This is a genomic window from Streptomyces sp. SAS_272 (assembly GCF_052543235.1).
On record NZ_JBMNDR010000125.1, the window covers coordinates 1 to 17,722 of the forward strand.

Annotated in this window: 13 protein-coding genes; 6 read left to right on the forward strand and 7 right to left on the reverse strand. The window is 70.6% G+C overall.

Going from position 1 to position 17,722, the window contains the following annotated elements:
- Positions 1-46: 46 nt before the first annotated feature.
- Both ACN6LD_RS38980 and ACN6LD_RS38985 read right to left on the reverse strand, forming a co-directional pair.
- Complete coding sequence (locus tag ACN6LD_RS38980; protein WP_319186890.1) at positions 47-646, reverse strand: DUF305 domain-containing protein; 600 nt, start codon at positions 644-646, stop codon at positions 47-49.
- 11 nt (positions 647-657) lie between these two features.
- Positions 658-1,320: a DUF3105 domain-containing protein gene (locus tag ACN6LD_RS38985; protein WP_445045617.1), complete on the reverse strand. Its 663-nt coding sequence runs from the start codon at positions 1,318-1,320 to the stop codon at positions 658-660.
- A 142-nt stretch (positions 1,321-1,462) separates the two neighbouring features.
- Between ACN6LD_RS38985 and ACN6LD_RS38990 the strand changes: the two genes are divergently transcribed.
- Positions 1,463-1,909: an RrF2 family transcriptional regulator gene (locus tag ACN6LD_RS38990; protein WP_319186892.1), complete on the forward strand. Its 447-nt coding sequence runs from the start codon at positions 1,463-1,465 to the stop codon at positions 1,907-1,909.
- Positions 1,910-2,157: 248 nt separating this feature from the next.
- Here ACN6LD_RS38990 and ACN6LD_RS38995 read toward each other — a convergent pair whose 3' ends face one another.
- The gene (locus ACN6LD_RS38995; protein ID WP_319186893.1) at positions 2,158-3,378 is read right to left on the reverse strand and encodes a globin domain-containing protein; all 1,221 of its coding nucleotides are present in this window, start codon (positions 3,376-3,378) and stop codon (positions 2,158-2,160) included.
- Positions 3,379-3,701: 323 nt separating this feature from the next.
- On the opposite strand from ACN6LD_RS38995, the gene ACN6LD_RS39000 reads away from it, so the two are divergent.
- Complete coding sequence (locus ACN6LD_RS39000; protein ID WP_057583457.1) at positions 3,702-5,063, forward strand: glutamine synthetase family protein; 1,362 nt, start codon at positions 3,702-3,704, stop codon at positions 5,061-5,063.
- A gap of 432 nt (positions 5,064-5,495) precedes the next feature.
- Here the strand turns inward: ACN6LD_RS39000 and ACN6LD_RS39005 are convergent, their stop codons facing one another.
- Both ACN6LD_RS39005 and ACN6LD_RS39010 read right to left on the reverse strand, forming a co-directional pair.
- Positions 5,496-7,424 carry a hypothetical protein gene (locus tag ACN6LD_RS39005; RefSeq protein WP_445045618.1) on the reverse strand — a complete coding sequence of 643 codons (1,929 nt, stop codon included), beginning with the start codon at positions 7,422-7,424 and terminating at the stop codon, positions 5,496-5,498.
- A 207-nt stretch (positions 7,425-7,631) separates the two neighbouring features.
- Positions 7,632-8,066 carry a VOC family protein gene (locus ACN6LD_RS39010; RefSeq protein WP_319186895.1) on the reverse strand — a complete coding sequence of 145 codons (435 nt, stop codon included), beginning with the start codon at positions 8,064-8,066 and terminating at the stop codon, positions 7,632-7,634.
- Between the two features lie 150 nt (positions 8,067-8,216).
- On the opposite strand from ACN6LD_RS39010, the gene ACN6LD_RS39015 reads away from it, so the two are divergent.
- The gene (locus ACN6LD_RS39015; protein ID WP_319186896.1) at positions 8,217-11,213 is read left to right on the forward strand and encodes a bifunctional [glutamine synthetase] adenylyltransferase/[glutamine synthetase]-adenylyl-L-tyrosine phosphorylase; all 2,997 of its coding nucleotides are present in this window, start codon (positions 8,217-8,219) and stop codon (positions 11,211-11,213) included.
- A 277-nt stretch (positions 11,214-11,490) separates the two neighbouring features.
- Here the strand turns inward: ACN6LD_RS39015 and ACN6LD_RS39020 are convergent, their stop codons facing one another.
- Positions 11,491-12,603 (reverse strand): phosphatase PAP2 family protein, encoded by a 1,113-nt coding sequence (locus ACN6LD_RS39020; protein WP_445045619.1) that lies wholly within the window; start codon positions 12,601-12,603, stop codon positions 11,491-11,493.
- A gap of 303 nt (positions 12,604-12,906) precedes the next feature.
- The gene (locus ACN6LD_RS39025; protein WP_319186898.1) at positions 12,907-13,947 is read right to left on the reverse strand and encodes a LacI family DNA-binding transcriptional regulator; all 1,041 of its coding nucleotides are present in this window, start codon (positions 13,945-13,947) and stop codon (positions 12,907-12,909) included.
- A gap of 401 nt (positions 13,948-14,348) precedes the next feature.
- On the opposite strand from ACN6LD_RS39025, the gene ACN6LD_RS39030 reads away from it, so the two are divergent.
- The 3 genes from ACN6LD_RS39030 (at position 14,349) to ACN6LD_RS39040 (ending at position 17,669) form a co-directional block, all read left to right on the forward strand.
- Complete coding sequence (locus ACN6LD_RS39030; protein ID WP_319186899.1) at positions 14,349-15,623, forward strand: extracellular solute-binding protein; 1,275 nt, start codon at positions 14,349-14,351, stop codon at positions 15,621-15,623.
- Between the two features lie 119 nt (positions 15,624-15,742).
- Positions 15,743-16,747 carry a carbohydrate ABC transporter permease gene (locus ACN6LD_RS39035; protein ID WP_445045620.1) on the forward strand — a complete coding sequence of 335 codons (1,005 nt, stop codon included), beginning with the start codon at positions 15,743-15,745 and terminating at the stop codon, positions 16,745-16,747.
- Positions 16,748-16,760: 13 nt separating this feature from the next.
- Positions 16,761-17,669 (forward strand): sugar ABC transporter permease, encoded by a 909-nt coding sequence (locus ACN6LD_RS39040; RefSeq protein ID WP_445045621.1) that lies wholly within the window; start codon positions 16,761-16,763, stop codon positions 17,667-17,669.
- Positions 17,670-17,722: the final 53 nt, after the last annotated feature.

Below are 17,722 nucleotides of genomic sequence, written 5' to 3' on the forward strand. Positions count from 1 at the left end.
CCGATCTCCGGCGTGCGACGCCCGCCGCGGCCGGGCCGCCCGCCGGTCACGGCTTGGCCCCGCGCGCCTTCAGCATGCCCGCCATGAGATCGATCTCCGACTGCTGCGCCTCGACCATGCCCTGGGCGAGTCGCTTCTCCACGCCGACCGTGCACTTGGCGACACAGCTCTCGGCCATGTGGACGCCGCCCTTGTGGTGGGCGGTCATGAGCTGCAGGTAGAGGATCTCGGCCTGCTTGCCGTTGAGCGTGCCGAGCCGCTTCATCTCGGCGTCGGTGGCCATGCCGACCATGAGCGCGCCGTCCTCGCCGCCGCTCATCCCGCGCATGCCCGTCCAGGTCATGGGCGGGTCGGACGACACCTTCGGCAGCCCCCACAGATCCAGCCAGCCGATCAGCATGCCGCGCTGGTTGGCCTGGGTCTGCGCGATGTCGTAGGCGAGCCGCCGCACCTCCACGTCGGTCGTCCGGTCGCGCACGATGTAGGACATCTCGACGGCCTGCTGGTGATGCACCGCCATGTCCCGGGCGAACCCGGCGTCGGCCGAGTCGGCGACCGGGGCGTCGGTCCCCGTCCCGCCGTCCTCGGCCACCGAGTAGGTGACCGCTCCCGCGGCGACGAGCACCCCGGCCACGGCGACGGCCACTCCCGCGTACCTCACTGCGCCAGACCGCCCGTGCACGCCGCGCCCGGTTCGGGCGTCTGCTTGCCCTGCACGAACTTCGCGAAGAACGCGTTCACGTTCGGGTCGCTCGCACCCTTCACCGTGCGCTGGTTGCCCCAGGCGGTGAGCATGATCGGGTCGGCCTGTGCGTCGTCCGGGCTCATCAGCGTGTAGGGCGTCTTCTTGACCTTGGCGGCGAGGGCGTCGACGTCGGCCTTGGCCGCCTTGCTGTTGTACGTCACCCAGACCGCGCCGTGCTCCAGCGAGTGCACGGCGTTCATGTTGTTCAGGGCCTTCGTGTAGACGTCGCCGTTGCAGTTCATCCAGACCTGGTTGTGGTCGCCGCCGACGGGGGGCTCGGTCGGGTACTTCACGGTCCTGGCGACGTGGGTGCGCCCCAGCTTCCCCTTCCACGTCCTGACCCCGTCCGCGCCGGTCACGAACTTCCCGGAAGCCTTGGAGTCGGCGGCGGAGGCGTCGTCGCCGGACTGCGACCTCACGACGAACACGCCGCCGGCGACGAGCGCGACGACGGCGAGGACGCTGCCGCCGATCACGAGGACACGTCCTCGCCGCTCACGAGCCTGTTCGGCCCGCCGCATCTCCTCTATGCGCGCCTTGCGCGCCGCACTGCCGGTGGTGTTGGCGGAACCCATGGGGCCTGTCCTTCTGGGGAAAGGGGGAACTGACGAACGGGTCCGCTGATCGTAATGCGGCGCAGGGAATTGTCGTAGACGGGTCACGGACGGGGCCCGAGATAATTTGAACCCGAGATGCGCATTATCTACGCTTCGTCTCATGCGGCTGTTGCGATCCACCGACCTGGCACTGCGCGTCCTGATGCGACTCGCGGTGACCGGAGAGAGCCCGCAGGTCACCCCGACCACCCGGGAGGTGGCCGCGGCGATGGAGGTCCCCTACACCCACGCGGCGAAGGTCGTCGCCGAACTCCAGCACATGGGGCTGCTCGAGGCCCGGCGCGGCCGGGGCGGCGGCCTCGCCCTCACCGGACCGGGCCGCGCGGCGTCGGTGGGCGCCGTCGTGCGCGCCTTCGAGGGGGACGGCGACGTCGTCGACTGCGAGGGCGGAACCGCCCCCTGCCCCCTGAGTTCGGCCTGCCGCCTGCGAGGCGCTCTGCGCCGGGCCCAGGAGGCGTTCTTCCGCTCCCTGGACCCGCTCACGCTCGCGGACCTCGTGACGGACCCGACGGGCCCGCTGCTCCTCGGCATCCCCGGACGGGCCTGACCCGCGCGACGCCCCGGGCCCTCGACCGACGGCTCCGGGTCTCCGGGTCTCCGGGTCTTCCGGTCTTCCGGTCTTCCGGTCTTCCGGTCTTCCGGTCTCCCGGTCTCCCGGCCTCCGGGTCTTCCGGTCTTCCGGTCTTCCGGTCTCCCGGTCTCCCGGTCTCCCGGTCTCCCGGCCTCCGGGTCTTCCGGCCTGTGGGCCTGCCGGCGTGTGGGCCTCCCGGCCGAGTTTGCGGCCGCGGCGACGCGTCAGCTCGCCGTCGCCAGCCACAGGTCGGGGCCGAACACCTCGTAGTTGACGTCCGCAGGGGCGACGCCCTTCTCGATCAGCTGCGCCCGCACCGCCCGCATGAAGGGGAGCGGGCCGCACAGGTACGCGCGCGTGCCGGGTGCGACGGGCAGGTCGGTGAGGTCGGTCAGTCCGGTCCGGGCGCCCGCCGGGGCCTCCCTCTCGTACCAGAGGTGCAGGGAGGCGTCCGGCAGCTTCGCCGCACAGGCCTCGTGGTCCCTGCGCAGGGCGTGGTGCGCGGGGGAGCGGTCCGCGTGGACGACGGTGACGGGCGCGTCGTACCCGACGGCGGCGAGATGGGCCAGCATGGCGGCGATCGGGGTGACGCCGATGCCGGCCGAGGCCAGCAGCAGCGGGGCGCGGTCGGCGTCGTCGAGGACCAGGTCGCCGTACGGCTCGGAGAGCTCCAGCACGTCGCCTTCCCGCACGCGCGCGTGGAGGTGCTGGGAGACCTCGCCCTCGGGCGTGAGCGCGCCCGCAGCGGACGTCTCGCCGCCGGCCACGCGCTTGACGCTGATCTGCCGCAGCCCCGCCTCCGGCGCCCCCGAGAGGCTGTACTGACGTATCTGACGGGCCCCGTCGGCGAGCCGGGTGCGGACGGACACGTACTGGCCCGCACGGAACTCCCGGACGGTCGCCCCGTCTCGCGGCCGCAGACGGAAGGTGACGACGTCCGCGGTCTCCTCGAAGCGCTCCACGACCTCCCACTCCCGCCACTGCCGGGCCCCCGGGCCGCCGTCCCGCTCCTCGCGCAGCCGCCGTTCGACGGCGATCAGCGCGTTCGCCATCAGCCAGTAGACCTCGTCCCAGGCCGCCGCCACCTCGGGGGTGACCGCCTCGCCGAGGACGTCCGCGATGGCGGCGAAGAGGTGCTCGTGGACGACGGGGTACTGCTCGGGCGTCACGCCCAGCGAGGCGTGCTTGTGGGCGATCCGGCCGAGCATCGCGTCGGGCCGGTCGTCGGGGTGGTCGACGAGGTGTCGCGCGAAGGCGGCGATGGAACCGGCCAGCGCCCGGCGCTGCGTGCCGGCCGCCTGGTTGCCCCGGTTGAACAGGTCGCGCAGCAGCTCGGGGTGGGCGGCGAAGAGGCCGGCGTAGAACCGCTCGGTGATGTCGCCGATGGCCGCGCCCACCACGGGGAGGGTGGCGCGGACGGTGGCTGCGGACTGTTCGGACAGCATCAGGGCTCCTCGAGCTCATGGGGTCACGGGGGTGCGCCCCGTGCGGCCGCTCGGCACCCTAGTTAAAGTTGCATTTGAGATGCAAATTAAGCGGGGGAGGGAGACGGAGGGGGTCGGGCATTACGGATACCGGTCCGAGCAGGCAAGATGGGCGGCAGAGCAGGACACCCGCCGGACACGAGGCGTTCAGATCCGGGTCGCCGAGGCGATCATGGTCGGCAACGCGCCCGAAACGGGGATGTGGTCTGATGCTCAGGTGCCCGACCGCCGCTCCACGGGACCGGAGGCAGGCGGCCTGACCAGCAAGGATGGGGAAGCGGAAGATGGACAAGCAGCAGGAGTTCGTGCTCCGGACGTTGGAGGAGCGCGACATCCGGTTCGTACGGCTGTGGTTCACGGACGTGCTGGGCTTCCTCAAGTCCGTCGCCGTGGCCCCCGCCGAGCTCGAGCAGGCCTTCGACGAGGGCATCGGCTTCGACGGCTCCGCGATCGAGGGCTTCGCCCGGGTCTACGAGTCCGACATGATCGCCAAGCCGGACCCCTCGACCTTCCAGGTCCTGCCCTGGCGCGCGGAGGCCCCCGGCACCGCCCGCATGTTCTGCGACATCCTCATGCCGGACGGCTCCCCGTCCTTCGCCGACCCGCGCTACGTCCTCAAGCGGGCCCTCGCCCGCGCCTCCGACCTGGGCTTCACGTTCTACACCCACCCGGAGATCGAGTTCTTCCTGCTGAAGGACAAGCCGACCGACGGCTCCCGCCCGACCCCGGCCGACAACTCCGGTTACTTCGACCACACCCCGCACAACATCGGCATGGACTTCCGCCGCCAGGCCATCACCATGCTCGAGTCGATGGGCATCTCGGTCGAGTTCTCCCACCACGAGGGCGCCCCCGGCCAGCAGGAGATCGACCTGCGCTACGCCGACGCGCTCTCCACCGCCGACAACATCATGACGTTCCGCCTGGTCATGAAGCAGGTGGCGCTGGAGCAGGGCGTCCAGGCGACCTTCATGCCGAAGCCGTTCAGCGAGCACCCCGGCTCCGGCATGCACACCCACCTCTCCCTCTTCGAGGGCGACCGCAACGCGTTCTACGAGTCCGGCGCGGAGTACCAGCTGTCCAAGGTCGGCCGGTCCTTCATCGCCGGCCTGCTGAAGCACGCCGCCGAGATCGCCGCCGTCACGAACCAGTGGGTCAACTCCTACAAGCGCATCTGGGGCGGCTCCGAGCGCACCGCCGGCGCGGGCGGCGAGGCTCCGTCCTACATCTGCTGGGGGCACAACAACCGCTCCGCCCTGGTGCGCGTGCCGATGTACAAGCCCGGCAAGACCGGCTCCGCGCGCATCGAGGTCCGCTCCCTCGACACCGGCGCCAACCCGTACCTGGCCTACGCCATGCTGCTCGCCGCCGGCCTCAAGGGCGTCGAGGAGGGCTACGAGCTCCCGCCGGGCGCGGAGGACGACGTCTGGGCGCTGTCGGACGCCGAGCGTCGCGCCATGGGCATCGAGCCGCTCCCGCAGAACCTCGGCGAGGCCCTGACCCTGATGGACCGCAGCGACCTCGTCGCCGAAACCCTGGGCGAGCACGTCTTCGACTTCTTCCTGCGCAACAAGCGCCAGGAGTGGGAGGAGTACCGCTCCGAGGTCACGGCCTTCGAGCTGCGCAAGAACCTGCCGGTGCTGTAAACGCAGGTCCGAGCGGTGGTGCAGCGCATCCTGCACCGTGGAGGGCACGGCTTACCGCCGTCCCCTCCACGGTGTGTACCGACCCCTGGGCCGTCTGCGGTCCGTCGCGGCGCATCGTGCCCGCCCCACCCGATCGTCCGCCTGCCCACTTCCTCGGCGGCCGAGGGTTGACCCGTGACCGCTGATCGGGTGCGATGTCCGAAGGACAGGTCAAGCAGACCCGGTGGCGTGGCTGAGGCCGGCGGGGGTCCAGCGAGGCGCGCGCACCTTGTCGGCCGGCGCACCTGCAGTCGTGGCCGGCCGGCGGGGGTTGACCAGTCCGGAATCGCGCCATGGCCGAAGACGACCGCCATGGCGCGACGGATCGGCCGGTGCGGCATGCGCTGGGCCGGTGTGGCTCCTCGGGCCGGGGGATCACTCCGTCGGGGCGCTTCAACGGATGGCCCGCCAGGTGTCGGGGCCGGTGACGGACTTGACCAGCCAGATCGTCAACTGGCGTGCGTTCCCGAGGAGATCTGCCGCGAAGTACTTGAGATCCCGGTAGGACTGGTTGCGGAACATCAGGTAGGTGCCCGCCGTGGTCATCCAGGGGGCGAGAAGAAGCACGTAGTCCAGTACGTCTGTCCCGCCCCGCGCGAGCCCGCCGGCGAGCACGATGCCGGCGGCGGTCAGCAGTTGCACGGCGACGCGGGAGAGCGTCCCGCCGGCAGCCGACATGGCGAACGCCCCCGCCACGCTCGCGGCCGACACCCACCACACGGTCCCGGGGTCCGTCGGAGTGCGCGCCAGGTGCACGGCGAGGGGAGCTCCGGCGGTCGCGGACGCCCAGAGGGCCAGATTCCACGGTGCGAACAGCGCGCCCCGGCTTGCGAGGATCTTCACCTCCCCGCAATTCACGGCGGAAGGGGCCGCTGGGTGAGGATCGGGATGCGCACTGATCACCGGACCTCGGACGTACCGCAACAGGATGCCCAGATTGGCCTTTCCCGCCAGTTCCCTTCCCGGATACCAGACCCCGCCGGCTGACGCACGGCAGTAACTGGTGGCTTCCAGCACCCAGGTGAGGAGGACGAACATGATGCCGAACGCGTACGAGAAGACCGCGCCCGCGTAGACGAGGGGATCACCCAGGGGAACCCCCGCTGCGTAGACTCCGACCAGGAAACGCAGCGCATAACCGGTTCCGACCGTCAGCCAGATCGCCTTGGCGAGGCGCGATCGCCCCCGGGAAGTCGTCGACGGGGCCTGCGACGACGTGCGAAGCAGTTCGTAGAGCGCCGCCACGGCGAAGACCGCCGTCAGGAAGATGAGCGTGAACGTGATTTCTCCCGTCACGTACCCCAGGACAATCGCTGTCAGCACCCGGGCGAATGCGACCCCGAGGCTCCATCCGACGATGAAACGCAGTCTTCCCCGGTCGCCCGAGTACGGCAGGCGCAGCCGCGCCCGCGCTTGAGGATGTGCCGCGTCGGCGGCCACTCCCCGTATGTCGTTCCACTGATAACGCGCTGAGTACACGAGGTACTCCGCGATCACCATGGACGTCAGCAGCATGGTCCAGTCGAACGGCGTCCCGCGGGAAGCGGAAGCGGCAAGGAAGACGAGCGGGACGAACAGGAGCTTGCTCCAGTCCTCCGGCCTCGGGAAGACGAGGTAGGAGACGATGCCGCGCCCGGTGTTCGTCCCGCCGGCGGCGTCGGCCAGCAACGGCTGGGCGGACCTCGTCTGAAACTGCTGCGCGACCCTGACGAAGGTCGTCCGTGCCCCGAGTGTGGCGCCCGCCACCTCCGAAGCGAGAAAAGCGAAGGCTGCTCCGTACAGGAGAAGCATGGACAGCGTGTAGTAGCCGTCGAGCTTGACGGCTATGTACACGGTGAATCCGGCGAACACCAAGAAGGTGACCGACAGGACCAGGAACGACAGGACGCGGTAGCCGGAACGCCCCCGGCGCATGGTGGTGACTTCGGTGATCAGTTCGAAATAGGAGGCCGGACGGATGGGGGAGACGGAATGTAATTCCGTCAACGGGCGTCGGGCGTATCCGCGAAGTTCTCGCTCGAGTGCCCGGATGTAATAGCTTCGAATGGAAGAGACCGCGCCGAGCAGTTGCAGGAAAGCCAGTGCCGCCAACGGCACGGACGGTGAGGCAGCCAGAAAGAAGTCTGGAACCCGCTTGCAGTCCTCGGCGTCGCTCAGCTGACAGGTGTCGCTTACGATGGTGGCTATCACCGCAAGCAGTGCGACGGCGATACTGGCCACCGCTGCCTGGATGTTGGAGAAGGTGCGCTCGTCGTCCCGCGCCATCTCGTAGTCCATCTTGAGGATGTCGAATCTGTTCGCGTCGTCGTTCGGGTCGGACAATCTGTGAGCTCCCACATTCGGTGACGCTGAGCTGCCCGTCGACGGCTCAGGAAAGATCCTCGCCCCGGTCCCGGTCCGGTCCGGTCCCGGAGACAGTTTCTCGGTGCTTCGCCGCCGCGGCCGGACAGAGGGCCGACGGCCACGCACCGTCGGCCCCTGTCGCACCACCGGGCGCCCCGAGGGCCGCCCGGTGTTTCCGGGCCGGTCCTACTGCGCGGCGAGTTTCGCCAGGACCTGGTGGAGCGGCTCCGACTCGCGGCGGCGGTATTCCTGGATCGCCCAGCCGTTGCCGTCGGGGTCCTTGAAGTACATGAAGGTCGCGCCGTCCTGCGGGGCGAACTGCTGGGGTTCGGTGACGTCCAGACCCCGCGCCGTCAGCTCCTCGTACGCCGCCTTCGCGTCCGTCACACAGAGCTGCATGCCGTGGTACGTGCCGGGCTGCGGGGTGCCCGTCGGAACCTGGAGGCCGTCCACCAGGGCGATCGAACAGCCCGAGCCGGGCGGGGTGAGCTGCACGATCCGCACGCCCTCCATCACCTCGCCGTCGAGATCGACGTGGAAGCCCACCTTGTCGCGGTAGAACTCCTTGGCCCGGTCCACGTCCGACACCGGCAGCAAGATCACTTCGAGGGTCATGTCCATGGGTGACTCCCTTGTCGTCCCTGTGTGCGGCGCCCGCAAGCGGTTGTGGCACGCCTTTCCACACAGAACCCGAAACCGGGCCGGAGCGCCACCGTGGGGCGGGGGTTAGGCTCGACTGCGGACGACCTTGATCGCACGAGGAGGCCTGGGATGATGGCGCCGGGGCGCAGAAGCAGCACCTTCACTCGGCTGTTGCGGCACGGCTTCACCGACCCCTCCGGCGCCGAGCGGCTGCTTGACGGTCCCGAGCTGTACCCGGTGCGCAACGACCCCTTTCTGCTGGAGGCGCTGGCCGCCACCGCCGACCCCGACCTCGCCCTGCGCGGCCTCGTCGGGCTGGTGGAGGCCCAGTCCGGGCCCGCCGCGAGACGCGAACTGCTCGACACCCTGATCGCGGCCAAGCCCCTGCGGGACCGGCTGCTGGGGGTGCTCGGGGCGTCCGCCGCCCTCGCCGACCACCTCGCCCGGCATCCGCGGGACTGGGAGGCGCTGGTCACCTACGAGCCCCGGGACCTGCACCCCGGCGTGGAGGAGTTCGAGCGCGGACTCGCCGAGGCGGCCGACCCGGTGTCGCTGCGCGTCTCCTACCGGCGCTGCCTGCTGTCCATCGCGGCCCGCGACGTGTGCGGGACGACCGACGTCGCCGAGACGGCCGCCGAGCTCGCCGACCTCGCCACCGCCACCCTGCGGGCCGCCCTCGGCCTGGCCCGCGCGGCCGCCCCCGACGACGCCGCGCTGTGCCGGCTCGCCGTGATCGCCATGGGCAAGTGCGGGGGCCACGAGCTGAACTACGTGTCCGACGTGGACGTCATCTTCGTGGGCGAGGCCGTCGAGGGGGCCGACGAGGCCAAGGCGCTGCGGGCCGCCACGAAACTCGCCTCGCACATGATGCGGATCTGCTCCGAGACCACCGTGGAAGGGTCCATCTGGCCCGTCGACGCCAACCTGCGGCCCGAGGGGCGCAACGGCCCGCTGGTGCGGACCCTCAGCAGCCATCTCGCCTACTACCAGCGGTGGGCCAAGACCTGGGAGTTCCAGGCCCTGCTGAAGGCGCGGCCGGTGGCCGGGGACCTGGAGCTGGGCGCGGACTACGTCGCCGCCGTCGAGCCGATGGTGTGGAAGGCGGCCGAGCGGGAGAACTTCGTCGTCGACGTGCAGAACATGCGGCGCAGGGTCGTCGAGAACATCCCGGTCTCCGAGGTCGAGCGCGAACTCAAGCTCGGGCCCGGCGGACTGCGCGACGTCGAGTTCGCCGTCCAGCTGCTGCAGCTGGTGCACGGGCGCGCCGACGGCTCGCTGCGCAGCGGGACCACGCTCGACGCCCTGCAGGCGCTCGCCACCGGCGGCTACGTCGGACGCGCCGACGCGGTGCAGCTGGACGCCGCGTACCGCTTCCTGCGTTCCATGGAGCACCGCATCCAGCTCTACCGGCTGCGGCGGACCCATCTGGTCCCCGAGGACGAGACCGATCTTCGGCGGCTCGGCCGCTCGCTCGGCCTGCGCACCGACCCGGTCGCCGAGCTGGGCCGCGAGTGGAAGCGGCACGCGTCCGTCGTGCGGCGGCTGCACGAGAAGCTGTTCTACCGGCCGCTGCTCGACGCGGTGGCGCAACTCGCCCCGGGCGAGACCCGGTTGAGCCCGGAGGCGGCCCGCGAACGGCTCGTCGCCCTCGGTTACGCCGATCCCGCCTCCGCGCTGCGCCACCTGGAGGCGCTGGCCTCCGGCGTCTCCCGCAAGGCAGCCATCCAACGCACGCTGCTGCCCGTCCTGTTGGGGTGGTTCGCCGACTCCGCCGACCCGGACGCCGGCCTGCTCAACTTCCGCAAGGTCTCCGACGCCCTGGGCAAGACCCCTTGGTATCTGCGGTTGTTGAGGGACGAGGGGGCCGCGGCGGAGAACCTCGCCCGGGTGCTGTCCGCCGGGCGGCTCGCCCCCGACCTGCTGATGCGCGCACCGGAGGCGGTGGCGCTGCTGGGCGACGGCGACGGCGGTGGTCTCGAGCCGCGCGGGCGCGCCCTGCTGGAACAGGAGACCCTCGCCGCGGTACGACGGGCCGACGGGGCCGTGCAGGCGGTCGCCGCCGCGCGCGGGGTCCGCCGGCGCGAGCTGTTCCGCATCGCCGCCGCGGACATCGTCGGCTCCTACGGCACCGAGGCGCAGCCCGTGGAGGCCGACCAGGGAGCTCTCGTGGACCTGGTCGGCGGCGCCGTGTCCGACCTCACCGCCGCCACGCTGTCCGGCACCCTGCGCGCCGTCGTCCGCGAGGGCTGGGGCGACACCCTGCCCACTCGCTTCGCCGTCATCGGCATGGGGCGCTTCGGCGGCCACGAACTGGGCTACGGCTCCGACGCGGACGTCCTGTTCGTCCATGAGCCCCGGGACGGCGTCGACGAGCGGGAGGCCGCGGAGGCCGCCAACAAGGTCGTCTCGGAGATGCGCCGGCTTCTGCAGATCCCCAGCGCCGACCCACCGCTGCTCGTCGACGCCGACCTGCGTCCGGAGGGCAAGTCCGGGCCGCTCGTGCGCACGGTGAAGTCCTACGCGGCCTACTACCGCCGATGGTCGCTGGTGTGGGAGTCGCAGGCGCTGCTGCGTGCCGAAGTCGTCGCGGGGGACGATGAGTTGGGGAGCAGGTTCCTCGAACTCGCCGACCCTCTGCGGTATCCGGCGGGCGGGCTCGCGGAGGAGGCCGTGCGGGAGATCCGGCGGCTGAAGGCCCGGATGGAGTCCGAGCGGCTGCCCCGGGGCGCCGACCCCAAGCTGCACACCAAGCTCGGCCCGGGCGGCCTGTCCGACGTCGAGTGGACCGTGCAGCTGATCCAGATGCGGCACGGCGCGACGCATCCGGGGCTGCGGACCACCCGCACCCGGCAGGCGCTCACCGCCGCCCGCGACGCCGGCCTCATCCCGGAGGAGGAGGCGGCGACGCTGGACGAGGCGTGGGTGCTGGCCACGCGGGTGCGCAACGCGGTGATGCTGGTGCGGGGCCGCGCGGGCGACACGTTCCCCTCCGACCCGCGCGAGCTGGTCGCGGTGGGCCGGTACCTCGGCTACGGCCCCGGACGCGTCGGCGACATGCTCGACGACTACCGGCGCACCGCCCGCCGGGCCCGGACCGTGGTGGACGAACTGTTCTACGCGGGCTAGCCCCGGCCAGAACTGTTCTCCGCGGGCCGGCCCCGGCTCCGGCCGACCCCGTGGGCAGCCGGCGGGGCCGGGGTCGCAGGGCCGCTCGCGGCGATGACGCGACCCGCTGGCGGGCGTCACCGGCGGGGGCGCCGCACGGCCCTTCCGACGAGAGGCGGGCCTCGCGGTGGCCCGGCGGTCGCGGGGGTCGCGTTCGGCGGCTGTGCGAGCTCGTGGACGACGGCCGGGGCGGGCGTGACGGCGGGCCGGCCGGGGCGAGCGTGACGGCGGGCCGGGCTCAGCGGTCCGTGCCGCGACCGACCGACCGCGCGCCCGGAGGGTCGCCCGGCGTGCGCACGTCAGGGGGGTCGCCCGGCGTGCACACGCCAGGTGGGTCGCCGGGCGGGCGCGTGTGCGGGGGACCGTCTCCCTCTCGCGTGCCGGGGGCGCCGCCCGGCGTTCGCGCCAGGGGAGAGCCGTCGGGCGTTCGGGTGTCGGGCGAGCCGGCGCGGTCACGCGGTGTCGCGGCCCGGCGGCCCTGCCAGGGGCGCCGTGGCCGTCCCGTGGTCCGGTCCCCGTCCCGCCGTGTGTCCGGGACGGTCCTCGGCAGGGCGTACGGCAGGGCGCCGTACCAGAGGCGGGCCACCGCGAAGCCGAAGGCGAGACAGAGGAGGCCGCCGACCGCGTCCAGCCAGAAGTGGTTGGCGGTGGCGACGATGACCATCAGGGTCGCCGTCGGGTAGAGCAGCCCGAGGACGCGCACCCAGGGAAGCCGGGCCAGGGCGAACACGGTCAGGCCGCACCACACGGACCAGCCGATGTGCATGGACGGCATGGCCGCGTACTGGTTCGACATGTGTTTGAGGTCGCCGGACGCCATCGACCCCCACGTCTGGTGGACCATCACCGTGTCGACGAAGCCGCTGCCCGGCATCAGACGCGGGGGCGCCAACGGGTACAGGTAGTAGCCGACCAGGGCCACCGCCGTGGTGGCGAACAGGACGAGACGGGTCGCCGCGTAGCGGCCCGGATGGCTGCGGTAGAGCCACACCAGGACGACCAGCGTGACGGCGAAGTGCAGCGTCGCGTAGTAGTAGTTCATGCTCACGATGAGCCAGGTGACCGAGTTCACCGCGTGGTTGACCGACTCCTCCACGGCGATGCCGAGACCGTGCTCGACCCGCCAGATCCAGTCGGTGTTGCGCAACGCTTCGGAACGCTGTTCCGGGACCGCGTTGCGCACGAGGGAGTACACCCAGTAACTCACCGCGATGAGAAGGATCTCGAACCAGAGGCGCGGCCGGCGGGGACTGCGGACGCGTTCGAGGCGACGCCGCCGGGTCCGGGCCGTGACAGCCTGTGGAAGGGCCTGGTCGCGGCCTTCCAGCGGCGTCACAGTCGAATCACCCATAGACCCAAAGTCTGCCAGAAAAGACCTCTTCGTCCGATCATCCCGCGGTCGGGTTCGTTTTGCACGCCTTACGACGGCCGGACAACGTCGTCTCCTCCCGGCGTACAGGAGGGCCGCCCGGCTCCTCCACCCTGGGGAGGACCGCATCCACGGACGGTTACCGGCCTGAGCGCGATGGGCTGCCCCCGCCGACTGCCGGCCGAGTGCCACCAGGGAGAGCCGGAAACCGGTTGCAACCGGTTACGGAAGTCGTGTCAGAGGTCGTCGGGCTGCGGTCCGGCGCGAGCCCGAAACGCGCCCTGGCTAGGCGCGGGCGCGGGCGCGGTCGCCCGGGGCCGAGGCGGTGGAACCCCGCACCACCAGCTCCGGCATGAACACGAATTCGCTGTGCGGCGCAGGCGTCCCGCCGATCTCCTCCAGGAGCGTGCGGACGGCGGCCTGGCCCATCGCCGGCACCGGCTTGCGCACGGTCGTCAGCGGCGGGTCGGTGAAGGCGATCAGCGGGGAGTCGTCGAAGCCGACCACCGAGACGTCCCCGGGGACCGCGAGGCCGCGCTGCCTGGCCGCCCGTATCGCGCCCAGTGCCATCATGTCGCTGGCGCAGACGATCGCCGTGCAGCCCCGGTCGATCAGGGCGTTGGTCGCCGCCTGGCCGCCCTCCAGGGTGTACAGGGAGTGCTGGACCAGCTCGGTCTCGATGGTCTCCGGGTTCAGCTGCAGCTGCTCCTGCATGGCGCGCACGAACCCCTCGATCTTGCGCTGGACCGGCACGAAGCGCTTGGGGCCGAGAGCCAGCCCCACCCGGGTGTGCCCGAGGGAGACGAGGTGGGTCACCGCCAGGGTCATCGCCGCACGGTCGTCGGGCGAGATGAACGGGGCCTGGACCTTCGGGGAGAAGCCGTCGACCAGGACGAAGGGAACGCCCTGTGCGCGCAGCTGCTCGTAGCGCTGCATGTCGGCCGTGGTGTCCGCGTGCAGTCCGGAGACGTAGATGATGCCGGCGACGCCGCGGTCGACCAGCATCTCGGTCAGCTCGTCCTCTGTGGAGCCGCCCGGGGTCTGGGTGGCGAGGACGGGGGTGTAGCCCTGGCGGGTCAGCGCCTGTCCGATGACCTGGGCCAGGGCCGGGAATATCGGGTTCTCCAGCTCCGGCGTGATCAGACCGACGAGCCCGGCGCTGCGCTGGCGCAACCGGACCGGGCGCTCGTAGCCCAGGACGTCCAGAGCGGCGAGCACGGACTGGCGGGTGGTGGCGGCGACACCGGGCTTGCCGTTGAGAACGCGGCTGACGGTCGCTTCGCTCACCCCCGCCTGCGCAGCGATGTCGGCAAGCCGTGTGGTCACAGGGGTGGACTGTACCGGTCGGGTGCCGACTTGCACACCGATCGGACGCCGCGGGCGACCTGTCGGACGGCCCGCTCCGGCCTGCTGCGTCATCGCGCTCCCTCATGAAAGTGATGGCAAGAGCTTGCAGAGTCTTGCACAGCGGTGGCGTGCCCGGTTGCAGGGCCCTTCAACCGCGACAACAACGGTCTCACAGCGGTCGAGCAGAGGTCACGCCAGGGTCACGCGCGGATAACTTCGGAGGGTTCTTGCACTTTTTTGCTGCAAGGTCTTTCGTGCCGCTTGCAGGGCTGTTACGTTCACGTCGCTCGACGGCGGCAACGGCGCGTCGGAGCCGGCGGGAACAGCGGACGGGACCGCTTCCTGCAGCTATACGGGCTCTCACCCTCAAGGAGAAACTCATGCGGCGTGGCATAGCGGCCACCGCGCTGGTGGCGTCCCTCGCCCTCGCGGCGACGGCCTGCGGCCCAGACGACAGCGGCAGCGACGACTCGTCCGGGCCGGTCACCATCACCTGGTGGGACACCTCCAACGCCACCAATGAGGCGCCGACGTACCAGGCCCTGGTCAAGCAGTTCGAGGCGGCCAACAAGGACGTCAAGGTCAAGTACGTCAACGTGCCCTTCGACCAGGCTCAGAACAAGTTCGACACGGCCGCCGGCGCGTCCGGGGCCCCGGACATCCTGCGCTCCGAGGTCGGCTGGACCCCCGCCTTCGCCAAGAAGGGCTACTTCCTGCCGCTGGACGGCACGGACGCCCTCAAGGACCAGTCGAAGTTCAAGTCCAACCTGCTCGAGCAGGCCAAGTACGAGGGCAAGACGTACGGCGTCCCGCTGGTCACGGACACGCTCGCGCTGGTCTACAACAAGGACCTCTTCGCGAAGGCCGGCATCACCGCGGCCCCCAAGAGCTGGGACGAGCTGAAGACCGCCGCCGCCACCGTCAAGGCCAAGACCGGCGTCGACGGCTACTGGGGCTCCACCCAGGCCTACTACGCGCAGTCGTTCCTCTACGGCGAGGGCACCGACACGGTCGACGCCGACGCCAAGAAGATCACCGTCAACTCGGCCGCCGCGAAGAAGGCGTACGGCACCTGGCTCGGCCTCTTCGACGGCAAGGGCCTGCACAAGGCCGACACCACCGCCGACGCCTACGCCCACATCCAGGACGCGTTCGTCAACGGCAAGGTCGCCGCGATCATCCAGGGTCCCTGGGAGATCACGAACTTCTACAAGGGCAGCGCCTTCAAGGACAAGGCCAACCTCGGCATCGCCACCGTCCCGGCCGGTTCCACCGGCAAGGCGGGCGCCCCGACCGGCGGCCACAACCTCTCGGTCTACGCCGGCTCCGACAAGGCCCACCAGGCCGCGGCGCTGAAGTTCGTCGACTTCATGACCTCCGCCGCGTCCCAGGCGGCCATCGCCCAGAAGAACTCGACGCTGCCCACCCGCGACGACGCCTACACCGCCGCCGTCAAGGCCGACCCGGGAATCGCCGGCTACCAGACGGTGCTGGCCGCCGCCCAGCCGCGCCCGGCGCTGCCGGAGTACAGCTCGCTGTGGGGTCCGCTGGACACCGAACTGCCCAAGATCGCGGGTGGCAAGGAGACCCTCGACAAGGGACTGGGCAACGCTGAGCTCGCCATCGCCAAGCTGGTGCCCGACTTCAGCAAGTGAGCCCGAGCGGCCGCCGGATCTTCCGAGGAGGGGAGAGATCCGGCGGCCACCGGCCTGTGAGTCCCGAGCCGCAGCCCCCCGTCGACGATCCAGCGTGAAGATCCAGAAGGTGTCGAACCATGACAGTCGCCATCGACCGCGCGACCGGCAAGCGCCGCGGTGACCGTGAGCCGGGGTCCGGGCCGGCCGGCCGCCTCAGGCGTGGCTACCAGAAGCACTGGTACGCGTACGCGATGATCGCCCCGGTGGCGGTCGTCCTCGGCGTCCTCGTGCTGTACCCCCTGGCGTACGGCCTCTATCTGACGCTGACCGACGCCAACAGCCTCAACACGGCCCGCACCATCGGCGTCAACCACATCGACGCCACCTACAAGTTCATCGGCCTCGACAACTACGCCGACATCCTGTGGGGGCCGACGGCCTACGACCGCTTCTGGTCGCACTTCCTCTGGACGATCGTGTGGACGGCGGCCTGCGTCGCCCTGCACTACGGCATCGGACTCGGCCTCGCCCTGCTCCTCAACCAGAAGCTGCGCGGGCGCACCCTGTACCGGCTGATCCTGGTGCTGCCGTGGGCGGTGCCCACCTTCGTCACCGTGTTCGGCTGGCGGTTCATGCTCGCCGACGGCGGCGTCATCAACTCCGCGCTGGACTTCCTGCATCTGCCGTCGCCGCTGTGGCTCGAGGACACCTTCTGGCAGCGCTTCGCCGCGATCATGGTGAACACCTGGTGCGGTGTGCCGTTCATGATGATCTCGCTGCTCGGCGGGCTGCAGGCCATCGACGCCTCGCTCTACGAGGCCGCCGAGATGGACGGCGCGAGCGCCTGGCAGCGCTTCCGTTACGTCACCCTGCCCGGACTGAGGTCGGTCAGCTCCACCGTCGTCCTGCTGGGCGTCATCTGGACCTTCAACCAGTTCGCCGTGATCTTCCTGTTGTTCGGCAACACCGCCCCGGACGCGCAGATCCTCGTCACCTGGGCCTACTACCTCGGCTTCGGGCAGCAGCCGCGCGACTTCGCCCAGTCGGCCGCGTACGGCATCCTGCTGCTGGCCATCCTGATCGTCTTCACCTCGTTCTACCGCCGCTGGCTGAACCGCAACGAGCAGCAGCTCGCGATCTGAGGCAGGAGTTCCCATGAGCAGCACCACAGTCGAGACCTCCGCCGCCGCGCGCGAGCAGCGTTCCGCGAAGACCCCGCGCCGGGCCCGCCGCCGCGGCGAGAACAGCCTCGCCGGCTCCCTCGCCTCGCACGGCGTCCTGATCGTCGCGAGCCTGATCGCGCTCTTCCCGATCGCCTGGCTCGTCTATCTGTCCCTCGGCCCGGACAAGGACGACTACCTGCACCCGGGCGGCATCTGGGGCAAGATGACGTTCGCCAACTACACCTTCGTCGTCGAACACACCGAGTTCTTCAACTGGTTGAAGAGCTCGCTGATCGTCACGCTCGGCACGACCGCCATCGGCGTGCTCATCGCCGCCACCACCGGCTACGCCGTGTCCCGCATGCGCTTCCCCGGCTACAAGAAGTTCATGTGGGTGCTGCTGGTCACCCAGATGTTCCCGGTCGCCGTGCTGATGGTGCCGATGTACCAGATCCTCTCGGACCTGCAGCTCATCGACAACTACCTCGGCCTGATCCTCGTGTACTGCACGACGGTCATCCCGTACAGCGCCTGGCTGCTCAAGGGGTACTTCGACACCATCCCCTTCGAGATCGACGAGGCGGGACGCGTGGACGGGCTCACCCCGTTCGGCACCTTCTTCCGGCTGATCCTGCCGCTCGCCAAGCCGGGTCTCGCGGTGGCCGCCTTCTACAACTTCCTCACCGCTTTCAGCGAGGTCGCGTTCGCCTCGACGTTCATGCTCAGCGACGACAAGTACACGCTCGCCGTCGGCCTGCAGTCCTTCGTCAGCGAACACGACGCCCAGCGCAACCTGATGGCCGCCACCGCGGTGCTGATCGCGATACCGGCCGCCGTGTTCTTCTACCTCGTGCAGAAGAACCTCGTGACCGGACTCACCGCGGGCGGCACCAAGGGCTGAGCGCCCGGCGCCTCCCCGGACTCCCGCGCGGCCTGCCGCGCGGGCGGGGGGGG